The sequence below is a fragment of the Bacillus sp. N1(2025) genome (assembly GCF_053470005.1).
In genome coordinates this window covers 367,440-388,085 of record NZ_JBLTJB010000003.1, presented here as the reverse complement: position 1 = coordinate 388,085, position 20,646 = coordinate 367,440, and the positions used below count along the sequence as shown (strand labels likewise).

The window sequence follows — 20,646 nt, the reverse complement described above, 5'->3', positions numbered from 1 at the left end:
TGTTATGAAAAAAACATTAAAATTGCAAACCCGATTAACGATATTCGTCTGTATTGTCGTCCTTATCGCACTTTGTATCACCTTTTTCACGATCAGCGTCCAAACAGCAGACCGCGTGAAAGAAGAAGAACGGACAACCGCGCTGCGCACCGCAAAGCTGGTCGCGGAAACACCGAGTGTCACGCAGGCATTGCAAACAAGAAAAGGGCTGAAAGAGCTCCGGGATTATACATTAGACGTCCAGCATACGACAGGAACCGAATTTGTCGTGGTGATGGATATGAACAGCATCCGCCTCACCCACCCCGACGCAAATAAAATCGGGAAGAAATTCACCGGCGGAGACGAACAGCCGGCGATGCACGGCCATATCAAAACGAGCACATCAGCGGGAACCCTCGGGAAATCCATGAGAGCCTTCGTACCGATCTATGGAAAAGATAAAAAACAAGTGGGCGTCGTTTCGGTCGGAATTTCGCTTAACAAAATACAGGATGTCGTCAGCCACAGTTTGAGACCGCTTTATTTCATTATCTGCGTAAGTATTTTTGTCGGCGTCATCGGAGCCGTCATTGTCGCCCGCACCGTCAAAAACATTATGTACGGTCTTGAGCCTTATGAAATCGCCACCCTGCTGGAAGAGCGGAGCGCCATGCTCGAATCAACGAAGGAAGGCATCCTGGCGGTTGACGCTCGGGGAAAAATTAAGCTTGCCAATGCGGAAGCGAAACGGCTTTTTATTAAAATGGGTATTCCGACTAACCCGGTCGATCAAGATGTGAACGATATTCTCCCGAAAAGCCGGCTGAAACAGGTGATTGAAACGAAAAAACCGCTTCAGGACAGGGATATCCGCATTAACGGGCTTGAGCTGGTCTTTAATGAGGTTCCGATTCATCTGAAAGGACAAACCGTCGGAGCGATCGCCACGTTCAGGGACAAAACGGAGGTCAAACATTTAGCAGAACAGCTGTCCGGTGTTAAAATGTATGCAAACGCATTAAGAGCCCAGTCTCATGAATTCATGAATAAGCTTCATGTCATTTTAGGGCTTGTCCAGTTAAAAGAATACGATGATCTCGGCACTTACATTAAAGACATTGCCATTCAGCAGAAGACGGAAACAAGCGAGATTATAAGTGATGTCAAAAGTCCGGTTCTCGCAGGGTTTCTTCTAGGAAAACAAAGCTACATACGCGAACAGGGTGCTGATCTGGACATTCAGCTCGGCAGCCTGATCCCGAATGCGGCGGATCCGGCCGTCATCCATGAGCTCATTACGATTATCGGAAACCTGTTAAACAACGCGCTCGACGCGGTGGCGCAGATGCCGAAAAAAAACATTACGTGCTCAATGCGGTTTCAGGATCGCCAGCTTGATATAGAGATTACGGACACGGGAGCCGGAATGTCTGCGGCAGACCAAGCCCGTATTTTTGAACAAGGTTATTCCACGAAAGGGACAAACCGGGGGTTCGGCCTCTATTTCACCCAGCAGGCAACAGAAAATTTAAAAGGCCATATGATTGTGACAAGTGAAAAGAATGAAGGAACGACTTTCAGTCTTCGCATTCCGTATGAACCGAAGGAGGAAAATGATGATTAATGTACTCATAGTTGAAGACGACCCCATGGTGGGTGAATTAAATAAACGCTATCTCAGCCAGATTGAAGGATTTCAGCTGAAAGGGATCGCATCATCCTTTCAAAGTGCGCTGCACGTGCTGAGCGAGCATCATATCGATCTCATCCTTCTTGACATTTACATGCCGGGAAAAAACGGGCTTGAGCTTTTAACGGAAATCCGCAAGCAAAATGAATCGGTTGATGTCATCGTCATTTCGGCCGCAAGCGAGCTGGACGTCATCAAAAAAACGCTTCGGTACGGCGCCGTCGATTATTTAATCAAACCATTTGAATTTGACCGCTTTCAAACCGCTCTTTCCGACTACAGACGCAAGCAGAAAGTTTATCAATCACACAGAAGCATGACACAGAAAGAATTGGATGCCGAGCTTTTTCAAAAGAAAGAAGCGGCGGAAAAGGTTCACCTTCCGAAGGGATTGACAAAGAGCACGCTTAAACTCATCTGGGCGAGCATTGAGTCTTTCGGTGACGGCTCTTTTACCACGGAAGATCTCGCCAAGCATACTGAAATCTCGCAAGTCTCCATCCGGAAATACCTTAAATTTCTGGAAGACATACAAGTGCTGAATGTAGAGATGGCGTACGGCACGATCGGCAGACCCGTCTTTCAATATCATATCAACACCGGCAATGTCAGCAGCATCAAACAATATTTATAATGTCAAAAAGCGCCGTTCCGCTGTGAACGGTGCTTTTTTACTGTCATATCCCGTGACAAAAGGATTGAGATTCCTTTTTTGTATGCTATATAAGGATAATGACCCGGCTGATCCTCCTCTGTTTTATCCAGATGAGGAAGCCGATTCATAAAATTGATATTTTTTAAAAAATAAGCAAATTTCTATTTATTTATGGCGGGTAAAATGATAAATTATGATTGGTTAGCAGATCTTTTCAGATAAGTCATAAGTCCCAAACCCGGAAGAGACAGCCGCTCAAGGCGGGAAAAAGAGAGACGTCTCATCATTATTATCAGAAAGTTTTTTCGATTCTGCATCCGGTACGGGGACTCAAGTCTGAATTGAACGGCACAGCCATATTTTACAGGGGGGTTATATCTTTGAAAAAACGCAAAATCGGAATGGCGATGGCGCTCATCGCGGCGGCCGGAACCATATTAAGCGCATGCGGTTCAAGTGACAAAGCAAACGGCTCCGGCAGCAAAAACTTTACCGTCGGCATGGTAACGGATATCGGCGGTGTCGATGACAAATCATTTAACCAGTCCGCCTGGGAAGGTATTCAGGCATTCGGAAAAGACAACGGGCTTACAAAAGGCAAAAGCGGTTTTGACTATCTTCAATCAAAATCAGATGCGGATTATACAACGAACTTAAATAAATTAGCGCGGGAACACTTTGACCTGATTTACGGCGTCGGGTATCTGATGCAGGATTCCATCAGCGAAATCGCCGATCAGCGCAAAGACACAAATTTTGCGATCATTGACGCCGTTGTCAAAAAAGACAACGTGGCGAGCCTTACATTTAAGGAACAGGAAGGTTCATTCCTCGTGGGAGCGGCCGCTGCGCTATCGAGCAAAACGGGAAAAGTCGGATTCGTGGGCGGAATGGAGTCTGAATTGATCAAAAAATTCGAAATCGGCTTCCGCGCGGGTGTACAAGCCGCAAATCCGAAAGCGACCGTCGAAGTGAAATATGCGGGCGGATTTGACAAAGCCGATGTCGGCAAGGCGACGGCTGAAAGTATGTACAAATCAGGCGTTGACGTCATTTATCACGCGGCCGGCGCAACGGGAACGGGCGTCTTCACAGAAGCGAAAAATCTGAAAAAAGAAGATCCGAAGCGGAACGTATGGGTTATCGGTGTTGATAAAGACCAGTACGCGGAAGGTCAAGTCAAAGGCACAAAAGACAATGTCACTCTCACATCAATGGTCAAAAAAGTGGATACAGCCGTAGAGGACTTAACGAAAAAAGCAAGTGACGGGAAATTCCCGGGCGGCAAAACATTAACATACGGTTTGGCGCAAGATGCAGTCGGCATCTCGGATCACAAGGAGAACCTTTCTGACGATGTCATCAAAGCAACAGACGATTGGAAGAAGAAAATCGCGGACAGACTCGAGATCCCTTCAACTGAAAAAGAATTGAAATCCTTCAAGGCTGAGTAAGAACCAGGGGATAAGGAGACTTCCGTGCTTATCCCCTCTCTTTTTTGAAAAGAGCGGTGAAGGAAAAGCTGCATCTCTTGCAGCTTTTCTTTTGCCAAGCTCTTTCTCATCAAAGTATCTCTGAAAAGGAGCGACAAAAATCGGTGGATTATATCATTGAAATGCTGAATATACGCAAGGAATTTCCCGGAATCGTCGCCAATGATGACGTCACGCTTCAAGTGAAAAAAGGCGAAATACACGCCCTTCTCGGTGAAAACGGCGCCGGAAAATCGACACTCATGAACGTTTTATTCGGTCTGTATCAGCCGGAAAAAGGCGAGATCCGGGTGCGGGGCGAACGCGTTCACATCAACAGCCCGAACAAAGCCAACGATCTCGGCATCGGGATGGTGCACCAGCATTTTATGCTTGTGGACACCTTTACCGTCTCAGAAAATATCATTCTCGGAAAAGAGCCGAAAACATTCGGCCGAATTGACAGACAGCGCGCCGACCGGGACGTGCGCGATATTTCCGACCGTTACGGCCTGCACATTGATCCTGAAGCCAAAGTTGCCGATATTTCCGTCGGTATGCAGCAGCGGGCGGAAATATTAAAGACCCTCTACCGGGGCGCCGACATTCTCATTTTTGACGAGCCGACCGCGGTGCTGACCCCGCACGAAATTCAAGAACTGATTCAGATTATGAAAAATCTTGTCAATGAAGGAAAATCAATCATCCTCATCACCCACAAATTAAAAGAGATTATGGAAGTCTGCGACCGTGTCACCATCATCCGGAAAGGAAAAGGCATTACAACACTCGATGTCGCACATACGGATCAAGATGAACTGGCAAGCCTTATGGTCGGACGCGAAGTGTCATTCAAGACGGATAAACAAGCGGCCGATCCGAAACAAGAAGTGCTTTCACTTTCTGATGTAACGGTTAAAGACGCGCGCGGCGTTGAGGCGGTCAAACAGCTCTCCCTCTCAGTCAGAGCCGGTGAAATCGTCGGCATTGCGGGCGTTGACGGAAACGGCCAGTCTGAATTAATTGAAGCCATTACAGGTCTCAGAAAAACGAATGCCGGCACGATCACGTTAAACGGCAAACAGCTGCAAAACATGCCGCCCAGGAAAGTCACTGAAGCCGGAATCGGGCATATACCGCAGGACAGGCATAAACACGGGCTCGTCCTTGATTTTCCGATCGGAGAAAATATCGTGCTGCAAAGTTATTACCAAAAGCCCTACTCTTCTTTCGGCATATTAAATAAACACACGATTTATGACAAAGCGCGAAGCCTGATTGAAGAATACGATGTCAGAACACCGGATGAATATACGCCTGCGCGCGCTCTCTCCGGGGGGAATCAGCAAAAGGCCATTATCGGCCGGGAAGTGGACAGAAATCCGGATCTTTTAATTGCGGCCCAGCCGACGCGGGGACTCGATGTCGGCGCGATTGAATTCGTCCATAAAAAGCTCATTGAGCAGCGTGATGCCGGTAAAGCGGTGCTTCTGTTATCTTTTGAACTTGATGAAATAATGAATCTCAGCGATCGCATCGCCGTCATCTTTGAAGGCAGCATCATCGCAAACGTCAATCCGCTTGAAACAAACGAGCAGGAGCTCGGACTTTTAATGGCGGGAAGTAAGCAAATGGAGGCGGGGAAAACACATGATTAATCGACTTTCTCATCTGGCTGTGCCGCTGATTGCGATCATCCTTGGGTTAGCTGCGGGTGCGGTCATCATGCTCGCCAGCGGCTACAATGTCGTAAGCGGGTATTCGGCTCTTTGGAGCGGCATTTTCGGTGAAGTGTATTACATCGGGGAATCGATCCGGCAGATTACGCCATATATTTTGTCCGGATTGGCCGTGGCATTCGCATTTCGGACCGGCCTGTTTAATATCGGGGTTGAAGGACAGCTCCTTGTCGGCTGGACCGCCGCGGTGTGGGTCGGCGCTTCCTTTGACGCCCCCGCTTACATCCACCTTCCGCTTTCGTTATTGGCGGCTGCGGCTGCAGGCGGCATTTGGGGCCTGATTCCCGGATTTTTAAAAGCCCGTTTTTTTGTCCACGAAGTGATTGTCACGATCATGATGAATTATATCGCTCTTCATTTAACCAATTATCTCATTTCCGATGTCATGACGGACCACCGGGACAAAACAGACAAAATTCATGAAAGCGCGTCGCTCCGCTCGCCGTTTTTAGAGCAGCTGACAGATTACTCCCGCCTTCACTGGGGCATTCTGATCGCTTTGTTTGCGGCAGTTCTCATGTGGTTTATCATTCATAAAACAAAAAGCGGATTTGAATTCCGGGCTGTCGGCTTTAACCAGCACGCCGCACAATACGCCGGAATGAGCGTCAGAAAAAATATGATGTACGCCATGATGATTTCCGGCGCCTTCGCAGGGCTTGCCGGCGCGATGGAAGGACTCGGAACCTTTCAATACGCGGCGGTTAAGGGCGCCTTTACCGGCGTCGGCTTCGACGGCATTGCGGTTGCGCTTCTCGGCGGCAGCACGGCAATCGGCGTTGTTCTGGCGGCATGTCTTCTCGGCGGCCTTAAAGTCGGGGCATTAAATATGCCGATTGAATCCGGGGTGCCTTCTGAAGTCGTTGACATCGTCATCGCCATTATTATTTTGTTTGTGGCATCAAGCTACGCCATCCGTCTCATCCTTGATAAATTGAAGAAAAAGGGGGCGAAGTAAGTGGACTTCCTGCAGATTTTATCCATTATTGTCCCGGCAACACTCGTATATGCGGCTCCGCTTATTTTAACCGCTCTCGGCGGCGTGTTTTCTGAAAGATCGGGAGTTGTCAACATCGGTCTTGAAGGACTGATGATTATCGGCGCCTTTACAAGCGTCATGTTCAACTTATTTTTCGGACGCGAGCTTGGCGCCGCCGCTCCGTGGCTCGCCTTGGCTGCGGCTATGATTGCCGGCGGACTGTTCTCACTGATCCACGCGGCCGCCGCGGTTTCTTTCCGCGCCGATCAGACGGTAACCGGTGTGGCGATCAATATGCTCGCATTAGGAGCGACACTGTTTATCGTCAAGCTGATCTACGGAAAGGCCCAGACTGATAAAATCCCGGAGCCCTTTTACAAAACGAACATTCCCGGGTTAAGCGATATTCCGGTTTTAGGAAAGATTTTCTTTTCTGACGTATATTATACGTCGATTTTAGCCATCGTACTGGCCTTTGTTTCCTGGTTTATTTTATTCAAAACGCCGTTCGGCCTCCGCATCCGTTCTGTCGGGGAACATCCGATGGCGGCCGATACGATGGGAATCAACGTGTTCGGCATGCGCTATATCGGCGTCATGATCAGCGGGCTGTTCGGCGGGCTCGGCGGCGGTGTATATGCTTCCACGATCGCGCTTGATTTCACGCACTCCACCATTTCCGGACAAGGCTTTATCGCTCTCGCCGCGCTGGTTTTCGGCAAATGGCATCCGATCGGCGCGCTCGGGGCTGCGCTGTTCTTCGGGTTTGCACAGAGTTTGAGCATTATCGGCTCGCTTTTGCCCCTGTTCAAAGACATTCCGAATGTATACATGCTGATGGCTCCTTACATTCTGACCATTCTCGCGCTTGCCGGCTTCATCGGCCGCGCGGATGCGCCTAAAGCCAACGGCATCCCTTACATTAAAGGAAAACGCTGATTGCCACAAAAAAAAAGAGTTCCGCACCCTGGTGCCGGAACTCTTTTCATCTATATACGATTCTGATATACTCACGCGGCTGAAACGGCGTTTGCATTGATTCAGCCGCACTCAGCTTGTCTTCCGCGTATTCCGCACCGAGAAAAAAACGCTCCCAATTATCTGCCTCCGTCTGCTGCCGCGTTTTGCAGTAATCGTCCGCTATGAATGTTCCTGCAATAATAGAACAAAATATTCCAATACAGGCCGCCGCCTTTCTCTTCATCTGACCAGCTCCTTTTTTAAAAGCTTGATCTGAAAGATAAATGTATATACAAAGATCAGGATATTTGATAAATTTATTTTGGGTTCAAAAGACCACAAAAACACAGAGAGGAATACATTATGCCGTAGCAGGGTAAAAAAAAGTGCGATATAATTTGTACTGGGTCCTATGACCGTGAATTGATTGATTCACTCTTACATAAAGCAGTTGCTTGATGAAAAAACAAGCAAAGGAGGTCTTCTGTTGCAGCTGTTACATTTCGCGATTTTGGCGCCTTTTTTATTTGCATTTATCGTTCCCTTTCTTTATAAACGGGTAAAACAAGTCCATACAGGCTGGTTTGTGCTGATAGTGCCCGTTGTGCTGTTTGTTTACTTTATCAGCAAGCTCCCTGTCACAATGGCTGGGGAAACCGTCCGGTATGCGGCCGAATGGATTCCGTCCCTCGGTATTAACTATACCGTTTATATTGACGGACTCGGGCTGTTATTCGCTTTATTGATTACGGGCATCGGCTCTTTGGTGACGCTTTACAGTATTTTTTACTTATCGAAGGACAAAGAAAAGCTCGGCCCCTTTTATGTGTACCTGCTGATGTTTATGGGCGCGATGCTCGGCGTTGTGCTCGTCGATAACGTCATCGTGCTTTATATGTTCTGGGAGCTGACAAGCCTGTCATCCTTCTTATTAATCGGGTATTGGCATAAGCGGAAGAAATCACGCTACGGTGCGGAAAAGTCACTGCTGATTACCGTCGGCGGCGGGCTGTGCATGCTCGGCGGCTTTATCCTGCTGTATCTGATGACGGATTCTTTCAGTATCAGGGAAATGGTCAACCAGGTGCATATTATCGCAGGCCATCCGTTCTTTATTCCGGCGATGGTTCTCCTGTTATTGGGAGCCTTTACGAAATCAGCGCAGTTTCCGTTTTATATCTGGCTGCCTGATGCCATGGAGGCGCCGACTCCTGTCAGCGCCTATCTGCACTCGGCTACAATGGTGAAAGCGGGCATTTATGTGATTGCCAGATTCAGTCCGGTTTTTGCATTTTCACCCGTCTGGTTTTGGACGGTTGCCTCAGTCGGTCTGATCACGATGGTATGGGCTTCCTTCAATGCGATTAAACAAACCGATTTAAAAGCGATTCTGGCATTTTCCACAGTCAGTCAGCTCGGTATGATTGTATCGATGCTCGGCGCAGGAGCTGCCGCGCTTCATTACCAGCATTCAGAGTATTTTACGGCGGCTGTCACCGCGGCTGTGTTTCACTTAATTAACCATGCTACTTTTAAAGGAAGTTTATTTATGGCGGTCGGCATTATCGACCATGAAACGGGAACACGGGACATCCGCAGGCTCGGCGGCCTGATGGCGCTTATGCCGGTAACGTTCACCGTTTCACTGATCGGAACGTTTTCCATGGCGGGCCTCCCTCCGTTTAACGGCTTTTTAAGTAAAGAAATGTTCTTTACAAGTATGCTGCGGATTGCTCATGCAGATATTTTCAGCCTTGATACGTGGGGCGTGCTGTTCCCCGTTCTCGCATGGATCGGGAGCGTCTTCACTTTCATCTACAGCATGAAGCTGTTTTTCAGAACGTTCAGCGGCGCGCGCAAACCTGATCAGCTTGAAAAGACGCCGCATGAAGCACCGCTCGGCATGCTGATTTCGCCGGTCATTCTTGCCGCTTGCGCCGTCAGTCTGTTTTTTGCACCGAACGTTTTGTCTTACAGCCTGATTGAACCGGCGATGAACTCCATTTATCCGGCTCTGTTAACCGGCGGAGATACATTTCATGTTCATATTTCCCAGTGGCACGGGGTGACGGCTGAGCTAATGATGACCCTCGGCATCATCATTGTCGGCACGATCGGTTACGTAACGCTGTCTAAATGGGAGCGGCTGTACGGTCTGTTTCCGAAAAAACTGACGCTGAACCGGCTCTACGATGCGGTGAGGGGCAGTATGGAAAAAAGGTCTTACCAGCTGACGTCATCTTACATGACCGGATTTTTGCGGGATTATCTGCTGTATATTTTTGCGGCGTTTATCATTCTTATCGGAACGGCGTTCGTCATGAAAGGCGGCTTTTCCATGACATCGAAAGGAATGGCTGAAATCGGCCTGTATGAAATCGTGCTGTCCCTCGTTATGGTGAGCGCAACGATTGCGACTGTGTTCGCCAAATCGCGGCTGACGGCCATTATCTCACTCGGTGTTGTCGGGTACACACTCGCGCTGTTTTTCGTGATTTTCAGAGCGCCCGATCTGGCGCTCACGCAGCTCGTCATTGAGACGATATCCGTCGCCTTGTTTCTTCTTTGTTTTTACCATCTGCCGAAAATGCGGCGGAAAAAGAAGACAAGAACATTCCGGATGACGAATTTTATCATTTCTCTCGGTGTCGGCGTCATCGTGACAATGCTCGGAATCGCGTCTTCCAGCGAAAAAACAAAAGACAGCATCTCCTCCTTTTTCACCGCTTACAGCCATAAGCTCGGGGGAGGAAACAATATCGTCAACGTCATCCTCGTTGATTTCAGGGGATTTGATACGATGTTTGAAATCACGGTGCTGTCGATTGCCGCACTCGGGATTTACGGCATGATCAGAACGAAAGTAAAAGAGGAGGGAGAAGAGCGTTGAGACAGCAAAAAACAAACGACATCATCCTTCAGACGGCAACGAAGCTTGTATCTTTTATCATTCTGCTTTTCTCTTTCTATTTATTTTTATCGGGGCATAACGCTCCCGGCGGAGGATTTGTCGGCGGGCTGATTACGTCTTCGGCCATCGTGCTGTTGCTTTTGGCCTTTGATTTAAAAACCGTCAAATCGATTTTGCCCGTCAATTTTATTTATGTGGCGGGCGCGGGTCTGCTTATCGCGATTGCAACGGGTGCAGGTTCGTTCTTATTCGGAGCACCCTTTCTCACCCATACATTCGGCCATTTTCATCTCCCTGTGCTTGGGAATACGGAGCTTGCGACGGCCACTTTGTTTGATTTGGGTGTATATCTCGTTGTTGTCGGCGTGACGATGACCATTATTCAAACGATTGGAGAGGAAGAATAATGGAAATCTTAATGTCTGTCATTGCCGGTATTTTGTTTATGGCGGCAACCTACCTGCTGCTTTCTAAAAGTCTGCTGCGCGTGATTATCGGCACCGCGCTTTTAAGCCACGGCGTCCATTTGCTGCTTCTGACCATGGGCGGACTGAAAAAAGGCGCTCCTCCCATACTGGGCGGAAAAAGCACGTCGTTTGTCGATCCGCTGCCGCAGGCACTCATACTGACGGCGATTGTTATTTCGTTCGGCGTCACGTCCTTCCTGCTTGTGATGGCGTTTCGCGCCTATCAGGAACTGAAAACGGACGAAATGGATCGAATGAGGGGAAATGATCAACATGAATAACTTTGTGATATTGCCTATCCTGGTGCCGCTGCTTGCCGCAGTGCTGCTGATTTTTATGAACAGGCGCGTGATGCTGATGCGGATATTCAGCACTGCCGCTTCCTGTGTCTCCATCGTCATCAGCGCCGCTCTCGTTCAGACGGTTTTCACACACGGGATTCAGACGCTGACACTCGGCGGATGGAAAGCGCCGTACGGCATTGTGCTCGCCGCGGATCAGCTTGCCGCACTGCTTGTTTTGACAACCGCCATAATCGGGCTGCTCGTCACCCTGTACTCCTTCCGCTCCATCGGAGAAAAAAGGGAGCGCGCTTTCTATTATTCAGGAGTGCAGTTTCTTCTGGCCGGCGTAAGCGGAGCGTTTTTGACGGGTGACCTGTTCAACATGTACGTCTTTTTTGAGCTTCTGCTTATCGCGTCCTACATGCTGATCGTGCTTGGCGGAACGAAAATTCAATTAAGAGAATCATTGAAGTATATCGTGTTTAACATTGTGTCATCCGCGTTTTTTGTCATCGGTGTCGGTTACTTATACGCGGTGACGGGCACGCTGAATATGGCTGATCTAAGCGTAAAAATAAGCGAATCGGGCCAGACCGGGCTGATCACCGTCATCGGCGTCCTGTTTCTCGTCGTATTCGGTTTAAAGGGCGGGATATTCCCGCTGTATTTCTGGATGCCGGGCTCTTATTACGCCCCGCCGGCTGCGATTTCGGCTTTATTCGGGTCTCTTTTGACGAAAGTCGGCCTGTATGCCATTTTAAGAGTATTCACCCTGATCTTTATTCACGATACGGGCTTTACCCACCAATTGATGATGTGGCTTGCGATGCTGACGGTGCTATTCGGCGTAATCGGATCTATCGCCTTTTCGGATGTCATGAAAATCGTCATCTACAATATTATTACAGCCGTCGGCGTGATTTTGTTCGGCATTGCCATGAACACGCCGGCCTCCATTCAAGGAGCGGTTTATTACTTGATTCACGATATGCTGATTAAAGGAGCGCTGTTTATGCTCGCCGGCACGCTTATCGCATTGACAGGCACTGCCAGCCTGCATAAAATGGGCGGACTGATCACCCGTTATCCCGTTTTGGGATGGATGTTCTTTATCTCAGCCATATCTTTGGCCGGCATCCCGCCGTTCAGCGGATTTGTGGGCAAGCTGAAGATCGCGGAAGGCGGGTTCGATAAGGGGGAAACATTGTTTTCCGTATTGATTCTCTTATCAAGCCTGCTTGTGCTCTATTCCGTGCTGAAGGTTTTTACGACGGCTTTTTGGGGGGAAGAAAAAGAAATCCCCGGCGCAGGCGGTCGGTCCGCAAAAGGACTTCTTTATCCGGCAGCCGCTTTTCTCCTTTTGTCGCTTCTGTTCGGGCTCGGAACCGAATGGGTTTCACCGTATGTCAATCAGACGGCTGAGAATCTGCTGAATCCGGAAAAATACATTGAAGCTGTTTTGAAGGAGTAGATGGCATGGCTTTTCAACTATTATTAAATGTTCTTCTCGCTGTTTGCTGGATGTTTCTCACAAACAGCCTCAGCGCGGCGGGTTTTATGACCGGATTTATCGCGGGCTTGGCGGCGCTGTTTTTTTTCCGGCGCTTCTTCTCGCGGCCGTTTTACATTTGGAAAATATGGTCAGTCATCAAACTGGCGCTGATCTTTATAAAAGAATTATATTTGGCCAATGTCAGCGTGCTGAAAACCGTTATATCGCCGAAACTGAACATCCGCCCGGGCATTTTCGCATTTAAGACGGAATTGACGGAGGATTGGGAGATCACGCTGCTCTCGCTGTTAATCACTTTAACACCGGGTACGCTCGTGATGGATATCTCCGATGACCGGTCGATTCTCTATATACACGCCATGGACATTGAAGATGCGGAGAAAGCGATCCATGACATCCGCGTCTCTTTTGAGAAAGCCATTCAGGAGGTGAGCCGCTGATGTTTACGTTTATTCTGCAATTATCACTCGGCATTATGGCGGTTTCGACTCTTCTGTACGTCATTCGCGTCATAAAAGGGCCTACGATACCGGACCGGGTCGTCGCGCTTGATGGGATCGGCATTAATCTGATTGCCATGACCGCGCTTGTATCCATTCTCTTAAACACATCGGCCTTTTTGGACATCATACTGCTGCTCGGCATTTTATCGTTTATCGGCACGATTGCCTTCGCTAAGTTTTTAGAGAAAGGAGAGATTATCGAAAATGATCGAAATCGTTAAATGGGCCGTCGCCGTTTGTATTCTGATGGGATCGCTGATCTGCCTGGTCGCGTCTTTCGGCACACTCAGGCTTCCTGATGTGTATACGCGCGCCCACGCCTCTTCAAAAGGCTCGACACTCGGCGTTAATTTGGTATTGCTCGGGGTGTTAGGCTACTTGTGGATGCTGACCGGAGAAATTTCTGTAAAAATACTGCTCGGCATCATTTTTATCCTGCTGACGGCGCCGGTCGGAGCGCACCTCATATGCAGGGCCGCGTACAATTCGGGAGCGGCGCTTGATAAAAGAAGCGTTCAGGATGATTACAAAGGGATCAGAAACTTTGTGATCAAACGAAAAGAAGATTCATATTTGTAAAAACAAACAGCCGGACGATTCAGGGTTCCGGCTGTTTGTTTATTTTGTTATAACAGCCAGCGTGCAGCGGGAAACACAGATCAGCCTTTCCCGTTCATCGAAAATGTTAATCTCGTACACAATGGTTGCCCTGCCTGTGTGAACGGGTTTCGCAATCGCTGTGACCGTCCCGCCCTCTTTCACGGATTTCAAATGATTGGCATTAATCTCAAGCCCGACACACGCCTGTTTCGACCTGTCGATAAAATGCTGGGCCCCGACACTTGCAACAGTCTCCGCCAGCGCTGCTGACGCGCCACCATGCAGATATCCGAAAGGCTGCACCGTCCTCTTATCCACCGGCATCACCGCTACGCATCTCTCCGGCGTGTTTTCAGTGATTTCAATACCGAGTGCACCGAGCAATGTATTGTTCAGATTCATAGGTCATTCTCCCTTCAAGATTTATAGTACGTTATCTGACTTGGCGATCAGCACCGCTTCAGTTCGGGAGCCGACATTCAGCTTGTTAAAAATGGATGTCAGGCTGTATTCAATCGACCGCTTGCTTAAGTGAAGCGCATCTGCGATTTCCTGATTGGTCAAACCTTTTTCGACCTCTTGGAGAATATGGCGCTCTCTCTGTGTTAACCGATCCTGCTCACTTTGAGGGGAAGAAGACGTTTTTGTTTTTTGCTGGGTCATCAGCTGTTTGAAATAGGAGAAATCAACTAAAATCTGTCCGTTGAGCACGTGATATATGTATTGCATGATTTTCTCTTTAGATTCGGTTTTGCTGATGGCGCCATGCAGGCCCGCGCGGATGGATTCTTCAAAATAATCTTCAACCTCATAGCCTGTGTAGACAATGATTTTACAGAGAGGATTCTCTTTTAAGATTTTCTTGGAAAGCTCTATGCCGCTGATGTCATCACCCAGATTTAAATCCATTAATATGAGATCGTAAGCTGAAAAATCATGCCGGAGAACGAATTGTTCACTGGCATCAGGACTGAGGCAATCGACAGAAAGATTCGTGTCCGTTTCCAGAATCGTCTTGGTGCCCTCCATGACAGCCGGATGATCATCAATCACTAGTATCTTTTTCATGGTTTCCTCCCTTTTACTCACTCATTTCCATTTTATTAAAAAGACTTGGCTTCTGCCAAGTCGATTTGGTGATAAATTGGTTACAATTCCATTTCAATATCCGCTTTAAAACCGTTTCCTTCACTTGTGTCGATTTTCATCCGTCCGTCAAGCGCCCGGACACGCTCCTTAATACCCGAAAGACCCATGCTCATCGACTGCCCGCCGCCTTCTTCCTGATTGCATCCGACACCGTCGTCTTCATAATGCAGAATCACTTTATTTTGAATGCTGATCAGCATAATCAGCACCTCATTCGCCTGTGAATGCTTCATGGCGTTCGAAAGAAATTCCTGAATGATGCGGTACAAATTCAGCTGTGTATCCAAATCCAGCGCCGCCGTAAACCGGCCCGTATTCAGACGGATATGAAACGGCGCACGCTCCTGCTGCTGCGCGGCAAGCTTGGATACCGCCTTGACCAGACCCAAATCATACAGCAGCTGAGGACGCAGCTCATGGCACGTCTCCCGGGTCATCAAAATGACATCCGACATCTGCTCATTCATCTGATGAAGCTTGTCCTGCACCTCTAACTGGCAAGGCTCCTCTTTCTTAAAATCGGCCAGAAACAGCTCACACTGGCGCTTCAAAGAAATCAAGTCCTGCAGCACTGAATCATGCAGATCACGGGCCAAATCCGAACGCTGCTTTTCCTCGATCGTAAACATCAGCTTTTTGAGCCAGACCGGGTTTGAGCCTTGTTGTTTTAGATCTTGTAAATGGTTCATGAGTTCTTCGATCTGCAATATGTTTTCCATCGAAACACTTGTATAAAAAGACAATGTCTTTAACCAAGATATCTCATCTCTTGTCAGTCTCGGAGTATTAATGCTCGACAAACAAAGCAGAACGTATGAGTTTGCCCCTCTTTCTCCAATCTTCATCAGAAAACCTTGATTTACTTCAATAATCTTGCCAATCTCTGATGTGACTTTATCAAATTCTTTTTTATACCGCTGCCAGTTCGGTTCACTGTTCTGTTTATCAAAATACAGAATGTCTCCGTCAGAATTGATTTCAAATATATAAGCTTTACTAACAGGCAAGACGTCCAAAATAGTCTTTTTCAAATTCATAAACACTTGATTTAAAGCTGATACGCTTTTAAGAAGCTGTGTATATTTATAAATGCTGTCTTGATAATTATATTTTTCTGAAAAACGTTTCAGGCGGAATTTGTAGTCTAATAACTCCTTAATATAAAATACCGCTAAAAAAATCAAAAATACATATACAGTGATTTGAATAATGTTAAAGTTATTCCCCTTGCTGTCGAATAATATATTCAGCCAAACAACTCCAATAGTCGGAACAATGGAAAGGAAACCATAGTACCTGATTCTGCCTAACAAAAAATCTATATCATAGATTTTATTGACCACGAATTGGTAGACTAACGCTAACGGAATAATAATTATAAATGGTGACGTCACTATAGCAGAATAAATATACCGTCCGAACAACACCTCAGGTATAATATAAAAAACTGTAAAAGGGAAAAAAGCTATGGTGTTAGATATAAGTAACACTTTCAACAAATAAAAGTGATCCTTTTTTCTATAGACTAGTCCATAAAAAATAATAACCGTGTAAACAACCATCATTTCCAAAAAAAATGTTCCTAAATTAATATTCGTAACAAGTTGAAAAGCAAAATGGTTTTGAAATACCTCAATTATTATATTAATAACCGGCAAAATATATAAAGCAGACACAACATAACCAGATGAAAACTTTATTTTTAATTCTTTAAAATATTGATAAAGAAAATGATAGTATAGTACAGGTACATTCAAAAACGTAAAAAGGTTAATATATCTGTTTATTTCATACCCTCTAGTTACTCCACCTGCGCTTAAATAAGCAATAGATGTAAATAATAAAAAGATAATTAAAATATAGGCTGAATAAGTATCTTTTACTCTATTAACTTTATAAATGTAAAAAATACACAACAAACTTAAAGCAAACAATATGCACGGGATAATATAAATAAAAAAGCTATAAGAGCTGTTCAAGGAAATAAATTCCGTATTATGTAGGTCTATTTTATGGTTATCCCTTATAATTTTCATATGTTCAGCTTTCGCTAGATATTGACCTCTTATATTCTCTTCTGTCGGTGTTTTTCCGCTTATTTCAATTATCCTGTCTCCCTCTTTTAAGCCCATATATTTACCATACGTAGACTTGGAGAGTTTTACAACCTGCAATTCATGGTTATTGTTTTCAACCACATAGGTTCCTACCAAAACTCCGTTTTGAGTAAAATATATAATATGAACGACGTAAAAGAGACTGACGAATAACAATACAATCGAAAAATTTCTAATGAATTTTTTCAATAGATCTCACTCTCTCAATCATTGTTCCCAAAAAATCCCCCTGCATTTTTTTGATTGACTAAAGTCTCTTTCAAAAATCTCAACAATGGCAGGTAACAGTTTATCCGGAACTCCTATTAAACTAGCTTCCCCACACGCTAACTTTGTAAGTACAAGTGGATTTTCCATAAGATAATGTACGATATCTTGCTTCACTGTAATTTCCTCCATTAAAGTTCTAACATTATATTTAAATCTTTTATACTTGTCGTAATTTCTTCCTCGTACATTTTAATTAACATTGAAACATACTGGCTAACTCCTGCATCAAATAGCAGGTCTTCAAGGCTTTTTTTATTATCAATGAGGAATGAATGGTAACTTGCTTCTGCATTCATTAAATCCAAGATTTTTTCTGAAGCAGCATTAAATCTTCGCTTTAGATACAACAGAATTAATGTTTTTCTTCCCTTTCTGATATCACTACGATTTTTATTAAAAAGACCATAATAATCATTTTCAACCTGTTTAACAATTCCAATTTTATAGGAATAATTCTCAATTTCTTCGTTAAACTCCCCATTTGCAAGCATTGTTCCTAATACAGCTGACATTGCAGTAAGCGAGCCTGATTTTTGTTTAATCATTTGAAGACATTCGTCTTCAGTTTCGGGGAAATTTTCGAGGTCATTATGCTGACCTTGCATTGCATTTAAAGCATATTTCATAGCGAGCCGGGGAAAATCGGAGTTCGTTTTAAGCTCACAAATAACTTGAAGACTTATTGAATAAAGAGAAGTGGCTGCATTTAAAGAGATAGATTGATCTATCTTCATCCATTCCTTATCCAAGTTATCTTCATCCTCTATATCGTCAAAAATATCAAAAGCTAAAATTAACAATTCAATTCCTGAAGCTAATAACGTAATATCCGAATAATGCTCACCATCGAAAGCCACATAATGCTTAAATGCAAGAACACCAAAAGCAAAATGATTTTTTTCATTTATAAAAGTCTGAAGGGTGTCTTTTAAATGTGGATTATTTATTTTCTCCTCCACAATTTCCTTCATCTTCTCTTTAATCGTTTCGGCATCTAAACACATTTGCTCAATAATTGTCTTCACCCTCCCATTCTATTTTACTAAATGCAGGTGATGAAAGACAGCAGGTTTTTCGTTTTTTAACAATCGTATAATACTTTATCCACGAAATGGATAAAAAATGCACAAAAAAAAGACTTGTTTCCAAGTCTTTTTAAGAAATTTTCATTGCATATGAGAATTTATCGAGCTGATCAATGCTTTTGTTAATGTTTCGTAATGAGTCGGTTGTTTCTCTGATATCATTTTCAAGTCGGAATAATAATTGCTTTACTTCTTCTAATTTGTTTTCCACCGTTTCCACACTCCTTTTTTTGAAAGATCAATGAATTGTGTATGGTGAACGAGTCCTAGGTATTTGATCTGTTACTAATAGTGTAAACGTTTTTGCGGGATTTTTCACCGAAAAGTATGTGTAAAAGTATCTGCGTGACACCGCAAACCGAGATAATCCCATAGTCCCGAACGGAGCATTTAGCGAACAGGACTATATAACTACCAGAAAGGCAGACGTTTAGGATGAAGCAGACCAATCTGGCGGTTCTGCTGTTTTTTTAACGGTTTTCCGACAAACCGGCAAGGACTATAGTCCCTGCCGCCGCAATTTCAAAACAGAATGGGCGAACAACGTCGCATAACCACCGACAAACACCGAAAAGACCGCAACCCCCGCATTGTGGTCTTTTGCATGTCATAACTCGTTATCACGCCGCCTATACTCATGTATAACGAATGTTTTCTCAGGAAGGAGGCCGCCGTATGCATTATGTCTATCCATGCTTCCCTGTTTTCGCCGCGCCATACCGGAATCCTGCGCCCAGTCCCCCGGTTCACGCAGATATTTTGACAGCGTCCGCAAAAGAAGCTGCGGGCATGCTGGAGGATGCGCGCCTGCTCCTTGCGCGTTTGTCGGCGTCAAAAGAGCTTGCGCGCCGCATCCTCACCGCAGCGCAATCATCTGACACCGCAGCGGTCAAGCGGCTCATTAAGCAGATCGGCATCAAAAATGATTTTGACGTGACGTATAATCCCGACGGCATCCGTGTCAGTCTGATCAGAGAGCAAAGCCGGTTTATCATCGCCCTCAGGTGGTCGGCTTAAAGCGGCTCAATCCACGATCAGCTGCCGGCACCATTCGATCGCCTGTAAGTAACATTCATACGCTTCTTCTTTGTTCAGTTCTTTTCCCCACTCGTCACAGTCCCAGTTGTTGCATTCAATGGCTTTGACGAGCGCGAGCATCTTATAATAATCGTTTTCATAACCGAGCAGCGCCTGTCCGACTTCATCGATTAAAGGCAGTTCTTTGATGATATCCTCCAGCTCCCTGTGGAGAAGCGTATCGATGAGCGAAAACATGCCGATCAGCATGTAAGAAGAGGGCTGGGGCCTTCCGGTTCTTTTCGCCAGCAGTTCGCACAGTTTGGCCCTGATTAAGGAAATCTTAATGATTTCTTTTTGGCTTGAGTGGCTTTTCGCCGTTAAATCTCTGAATGAAAGAATGTAAATCAAGCGCTTAATCTCATTCAGCCCGAGCATCATGATGGCCTGCTGGATGCTGTCTATCTTTTTTTTCAGCCTTGTTTGCGATCCGTTTAAAAAACGCAGAATCTGATACGATAAGCTGACGTCCCGCTCTATGTATTCCGTCACGCGCTTTATATTGGGCTGGTCATTGTTTAATTCGCTTAAAAGCTGGTAGTAAGAATGAAAATGAAACGTCAGATCATTTCCGCTGATGACACGCGGTTCACTGAAAAAATATCCTTGAAACAGGTGAAAGCCGTCTATGGCCGCCTGTTTATAATCTTTTCTCGTCTCCACTTTCTCCGCTAAATAAATCAGACTTTTACAGCTGTACGTCTGAATGATTTTTTTGCGCTCCAGACGCGAGGATTGCAAAAAGTCGATTTTTAAAATATCAATATATTTCATCAGCTGTTCCACTAACTCTTCATTTTCCGGATTGATGGCGTAAAAATCATCAAGTGCTAATGTATATCCTAATTTCTTCAGCTGTCTGCATCTTGAGATGAGTGCCGGAGTGATCGGTATGTCCTCAAGAATTTCGATAATAAGCTGGTCAGGATCAAAGGAGGTAGGGAGATCTGAAAACATCAGGCTTTCTGTAAAATTCACAAAGCAGCGTTTCCCCTCAGTCAGCTTTTCGATTCCGATGTTGATAAAGCTGTTAATAATGAGATCCGTCGTAGCTTTATCTCCGTCAGCGGCCGAATAACGGTTCTCTTCGCTCTCCCGGTAAAGAAGTTCATAAGCAACAACCTGTTCGTTTCTGTTGAAGATAGGCTGTCTCGCAACAAACACCTTCATTCATTTACCCCCTTAGATACGGC

At 45.7% G+C, this 20,646-nt stretch carries 22 protein-coding genes; 14 read left to right on the top strand and 8 right to left on the bottom strand.

Going from position 1 to position 20,646, the window contains the following annotated elements; genetic code table 11:
• Nucleotides 1-4 precede the first annotated feature (4 nt).
• From malK to nupQ, 6 genes are all read left to right on the top strand, one after another.
• Entirely contained in the window at nt 5-1,606 is a 1,602-nt protein-coding gene (gene malK, locus ACNFN4_RS09725) for a malate sensor histidine kinase MalK (protein WP_014418754.1), read from the top strand.
• Nucleotides 1,599-2,306, top strand: a complete 708-nt coding sequence (locus ACNFN4_RS09720) for a response regulator (RefSeq protein ID WP_003152077.1) — start codon at nt 1,599-1,601, stop codon at nt 2,304-2,306. Before malK ends, ACNFN4_RS09720 begins: the two co-directional genes overlap by 8 nt.
• A gap of 401 nt (nt 2,307-2,707) precedes the next feature.
• The gene (locus tag ACNFN4_RS09715) at nt 2,708-3,781 is read left to right on the top strand and encodes a BMP family lipoprotein (protein ID WP_448200140.1); all 1,074 of its coding nucleotides are present in this window, start codon (nt 2,708-2,710) and stop codon (nt 3,779-3,781) included.
• A 143-nt stretch (nt 3,782-3,924) separates the two neighbouring features.
• Nucleotides 3,925-5,457 carry an ABC transporter ATP-binding protein gene (locus tag ACNFN4_RS09710; RefSeq protein WP_065180458.1) on the top strand — a complete coding sequence of 511 codons (1,533 nt, stop codon included), beginning with the start codon at nt 3,925-3,927 and terminating at the stop codon, nt 5,455-5,457.
• Entirely contained in the window at nt 5,450-6,496 is a 1,047-nt protein-coding gene (locus tag ACNFN4_RS09705) for an ABC transporter permease (protein WP_012118308.1), read from the top strand. Before ACNFN4_RS09710 ends, ACNFN4_RS09705 begins: the two co-directional genes overlap by 8 nt.
• Nucleotides 6,497-7,456 (top strand): guanosine ABC transporter permease NupQ, encoded by a 960-nt coding sequence (gene nupQ, locus ACNFN4_RS09700; protein ID WP_003152071.1) that lies wholly within the window; start codon nt 6,497-6,499, stop codon nt 7,454-7,456.
• A 46-nt stretch (nt 7,457-7,502) separates the two neighbouring features.
• Here the strand turns inward: nupQ and ACNFN4_RS09695 are convergent, their stop codons facing one another.
• The gene (locus ACNFN4_RS09695) at nt 7,503-7,721 is read right to left on the bottom strand and encodes a hypothetical protein (protein ID WP_072589515.1); all 219 of its coding nucleotides are present in this window, start codon (nt 7,719-7,721) and stop codon (nt 7,503-7,505) included.
• A 243-nt stretch (nt 7,722-7,964) separates the two neighbouring features.
• Here ACNFN4_RS09695 and ACNFN4_RS09690 point away from each other — a divergent pair, with 243 nt between their 5' ends.
• The 7 genes from ACNFN4_RS09690 to mnhG are packed head-to-tail and all read left to right on the top strand — an operon-like array spanning nt 7,965 to nt 13,734.
• Nucleotides 7,965-10,367, top strand: coding sequence for a Na+/H+ antiporter subunit A (locus ACNFN4_RS09690; protein ID WP_265973157.1), 2,403 nt, complete (start codon nt 7,965-7,967; stop codon nt 10,365-10,367).
• On the top strand, nt 10,364-10,795 hold the full coding sequence (locus ACNFN4_RS09685) for a Na(+)/H(+) antiporter subunit B (RefSeq protein ID WP_007613424.1): 432 nt from the start codon (nt 10,364-10,366) through the stop codon (nt 10,793-10,795). The genes ACNFN4_RS09690 and ACNFN4_RS09685 overlap by 4 nt, the downstream gene beginning before the upstream one ends.
• A complete protein-coding gene (locus ACNFN4_RS09680) occupies nt 10,795-11,136 on the top strand; it encodes a Na(+)/H(+) antiporter subunit C (RefSeq protein ID WP_032876807.1) in 342 nt (113 codons plus the stop codon). Before ACNFN4_RS09685 ends, ACNFN4_RS09680 begins: the two co-directional genes overlap by 1 nt.
• Nucleotides 11,129-12,610, top strand: a complete 1,482-nt coding sequence (locus ACNFN4_RS09675) for a Na+/H+ antiporter subunit D (protein WP_038459658.1) — start codon at nt 11,129-11,131, stop codon at nt 12,608-12,610. The genes ACNFN4_RS09680 and ACNFN4_RS09675 overlap by 8 nt, the downstream gene beginning before the upstream one ends.
• 5 nt (nt 12,611-12,615) lie before the next feature.
• Entirely contained in the window at nt 12,616-13,092 is a 477-nt protein-coding gene (locus ACNFN4_RS09670) for a Na+/H+ antiporter subunit E (RefSeq protein WP_007408672.1), read from the top strand.
• Nucleotides 13,092-13,376, top strand: coding sequence for a Na(+)/H(+) antiporter subunit F1 (locus ACNFN4_RS09665; RefSeq protein WP_012118311.1), 285 nt, complete (start codon nt 13,092-13,094; stop codon nt 13,374-13,376). The genes ACNFN4_RS09670 and ACNFN4_RS09665 overlap by 1 nt, the downstream gene beginning before the upstream one ends.
• Nucleotides 13,360-13,734 carry a monovalent cation/H(+) antiporter subunit G gene (mnhG, locus tag ACNFN4_RS09660; protein WP_003152056.1) on the top strand — a complete coding sequence of 125 codons (375 nt, stop codon included), beginning with the start codon at nt 13,360-13,362 and terminating at the stop codon, nt 13,732-13,734. Before ACNFN4_RS09665 ends, mnhG begins: the two co-directional genes overlap by 17 nt.
• A gap of 39 nt (nt 13,735-13,773) precedes the next feature.
• Here mnhG and ACNFN4_RS09655 read toward each other — a convergent pair whose 3' ends face one another.
• From ACNFN4_RS09655 to degQ, 6 genes are all read right to left on the bottom strand, one after another.
• Nucleotides 13,774-14,157: a hotdog fold thioesterase gene (locus ACNFN4_RS09655; protein WP_014418761.1), complete on the bottom strand. Its 384-nt coding sequence runs from the start codon at nt 14,155-14,157 to the stop codon at nt 13,774-13,776.
• Nucleotides 14,158-14,178: 21 nt separating this feature from the next.
• The gene (locus ACNFN4_RS09650) at nt 14,179-14,823 is read right to left on the bottom strand and encodes a response regulator transcription factor (RefSeq protein ID WP_014418762.1); all 645 of its coding nucleotides are present in this window, start codon (nt 14,821-14,823) and stop codon (nt 14,179-14,181) included.
• Between the two features lie 80 nt (nt 14,824-14,903).
• A complete protein-coding gene (locus ACNFN4_RS09645) occupies nt 14,904-17,210 on the bottom strand; it encodes a sensor histidine kinase (RefSeq protein WP_448200139.1) in 2,307 nt (768 codons plus the stop codon).
• An 18-nt stretch (nt 17,211-17,228) separates the two neighbouring features.
• Complete coding sequence (gene comX / locus ACNFN4_RS09640) at nt 17,229-17,405, bottom strand: competence pheromone ComX (protein ID WP_017419424.1); 177 nt, start codon at nt 17,403-17,405, stop codon at nt 17,229-17,231.
• Nucleotides 17,406-17,419: 14 nt separating this feature from the next.
• The gene (locus ACNFN4_RS09635) at nt 17,420-18,295 is read right to left on the bottom strand and encodes a polyprenyl synthetase family protein (RefSeq protein WP_448200148.1); all 876 of its coding nucleotides are present in this window, start codon (nt 18,293-18,295) and stop codon (nt 17,420-17,422) included.
• 151 nt (nt 18,296-18,446) lie between these two features.
• A complete protein-coding gene (gene degQ / locus ACNFN4_RS09630; RefSeq protein WP_003152043.1) occupies nt 18,447-18,587 on the bottom strand; it encodes a degradation enzyme regulation protein DegQ in 141 nt (46 codons plus the stop codon).
• 464 nt (nt 18,588-19,051) lie between these two features.
• Between degQ and ACNFN4_RS09625 the strand changes: the two genes are divergently transcribed.
• Nucleotides 19,052-19,393 (top strand): hypothetical protein, encoded by a 342-nt coding sequence (locus tag ACNFN4_RS09625; RefSeq protein WP_448200138.1) that lies wholly within the window; start codon nt 19,052-19,054, stop codon nt 19,391-19,393.
• Between the two features lie 6 nt (nt 19,394-19,399).
• On the opposite strand, the gene ACNFN4_RS09620 is transcribed toward ACNFN4_RS09625, so the two are convergent.
• Nucleotides 19,400-20,623, bottom strand: a complete 1,224-nt coding sequence (locus tag ACNFN4_RS09620; RefSeq protein WP_014418766.1) for an EAL and HDOD domain-containing protein — start codon at nt 20,621-20,623, stop codon at nt 19,400-19,402.
• Nucleotides 20,624-20,646: the final 23 nt, after the last annotated feature.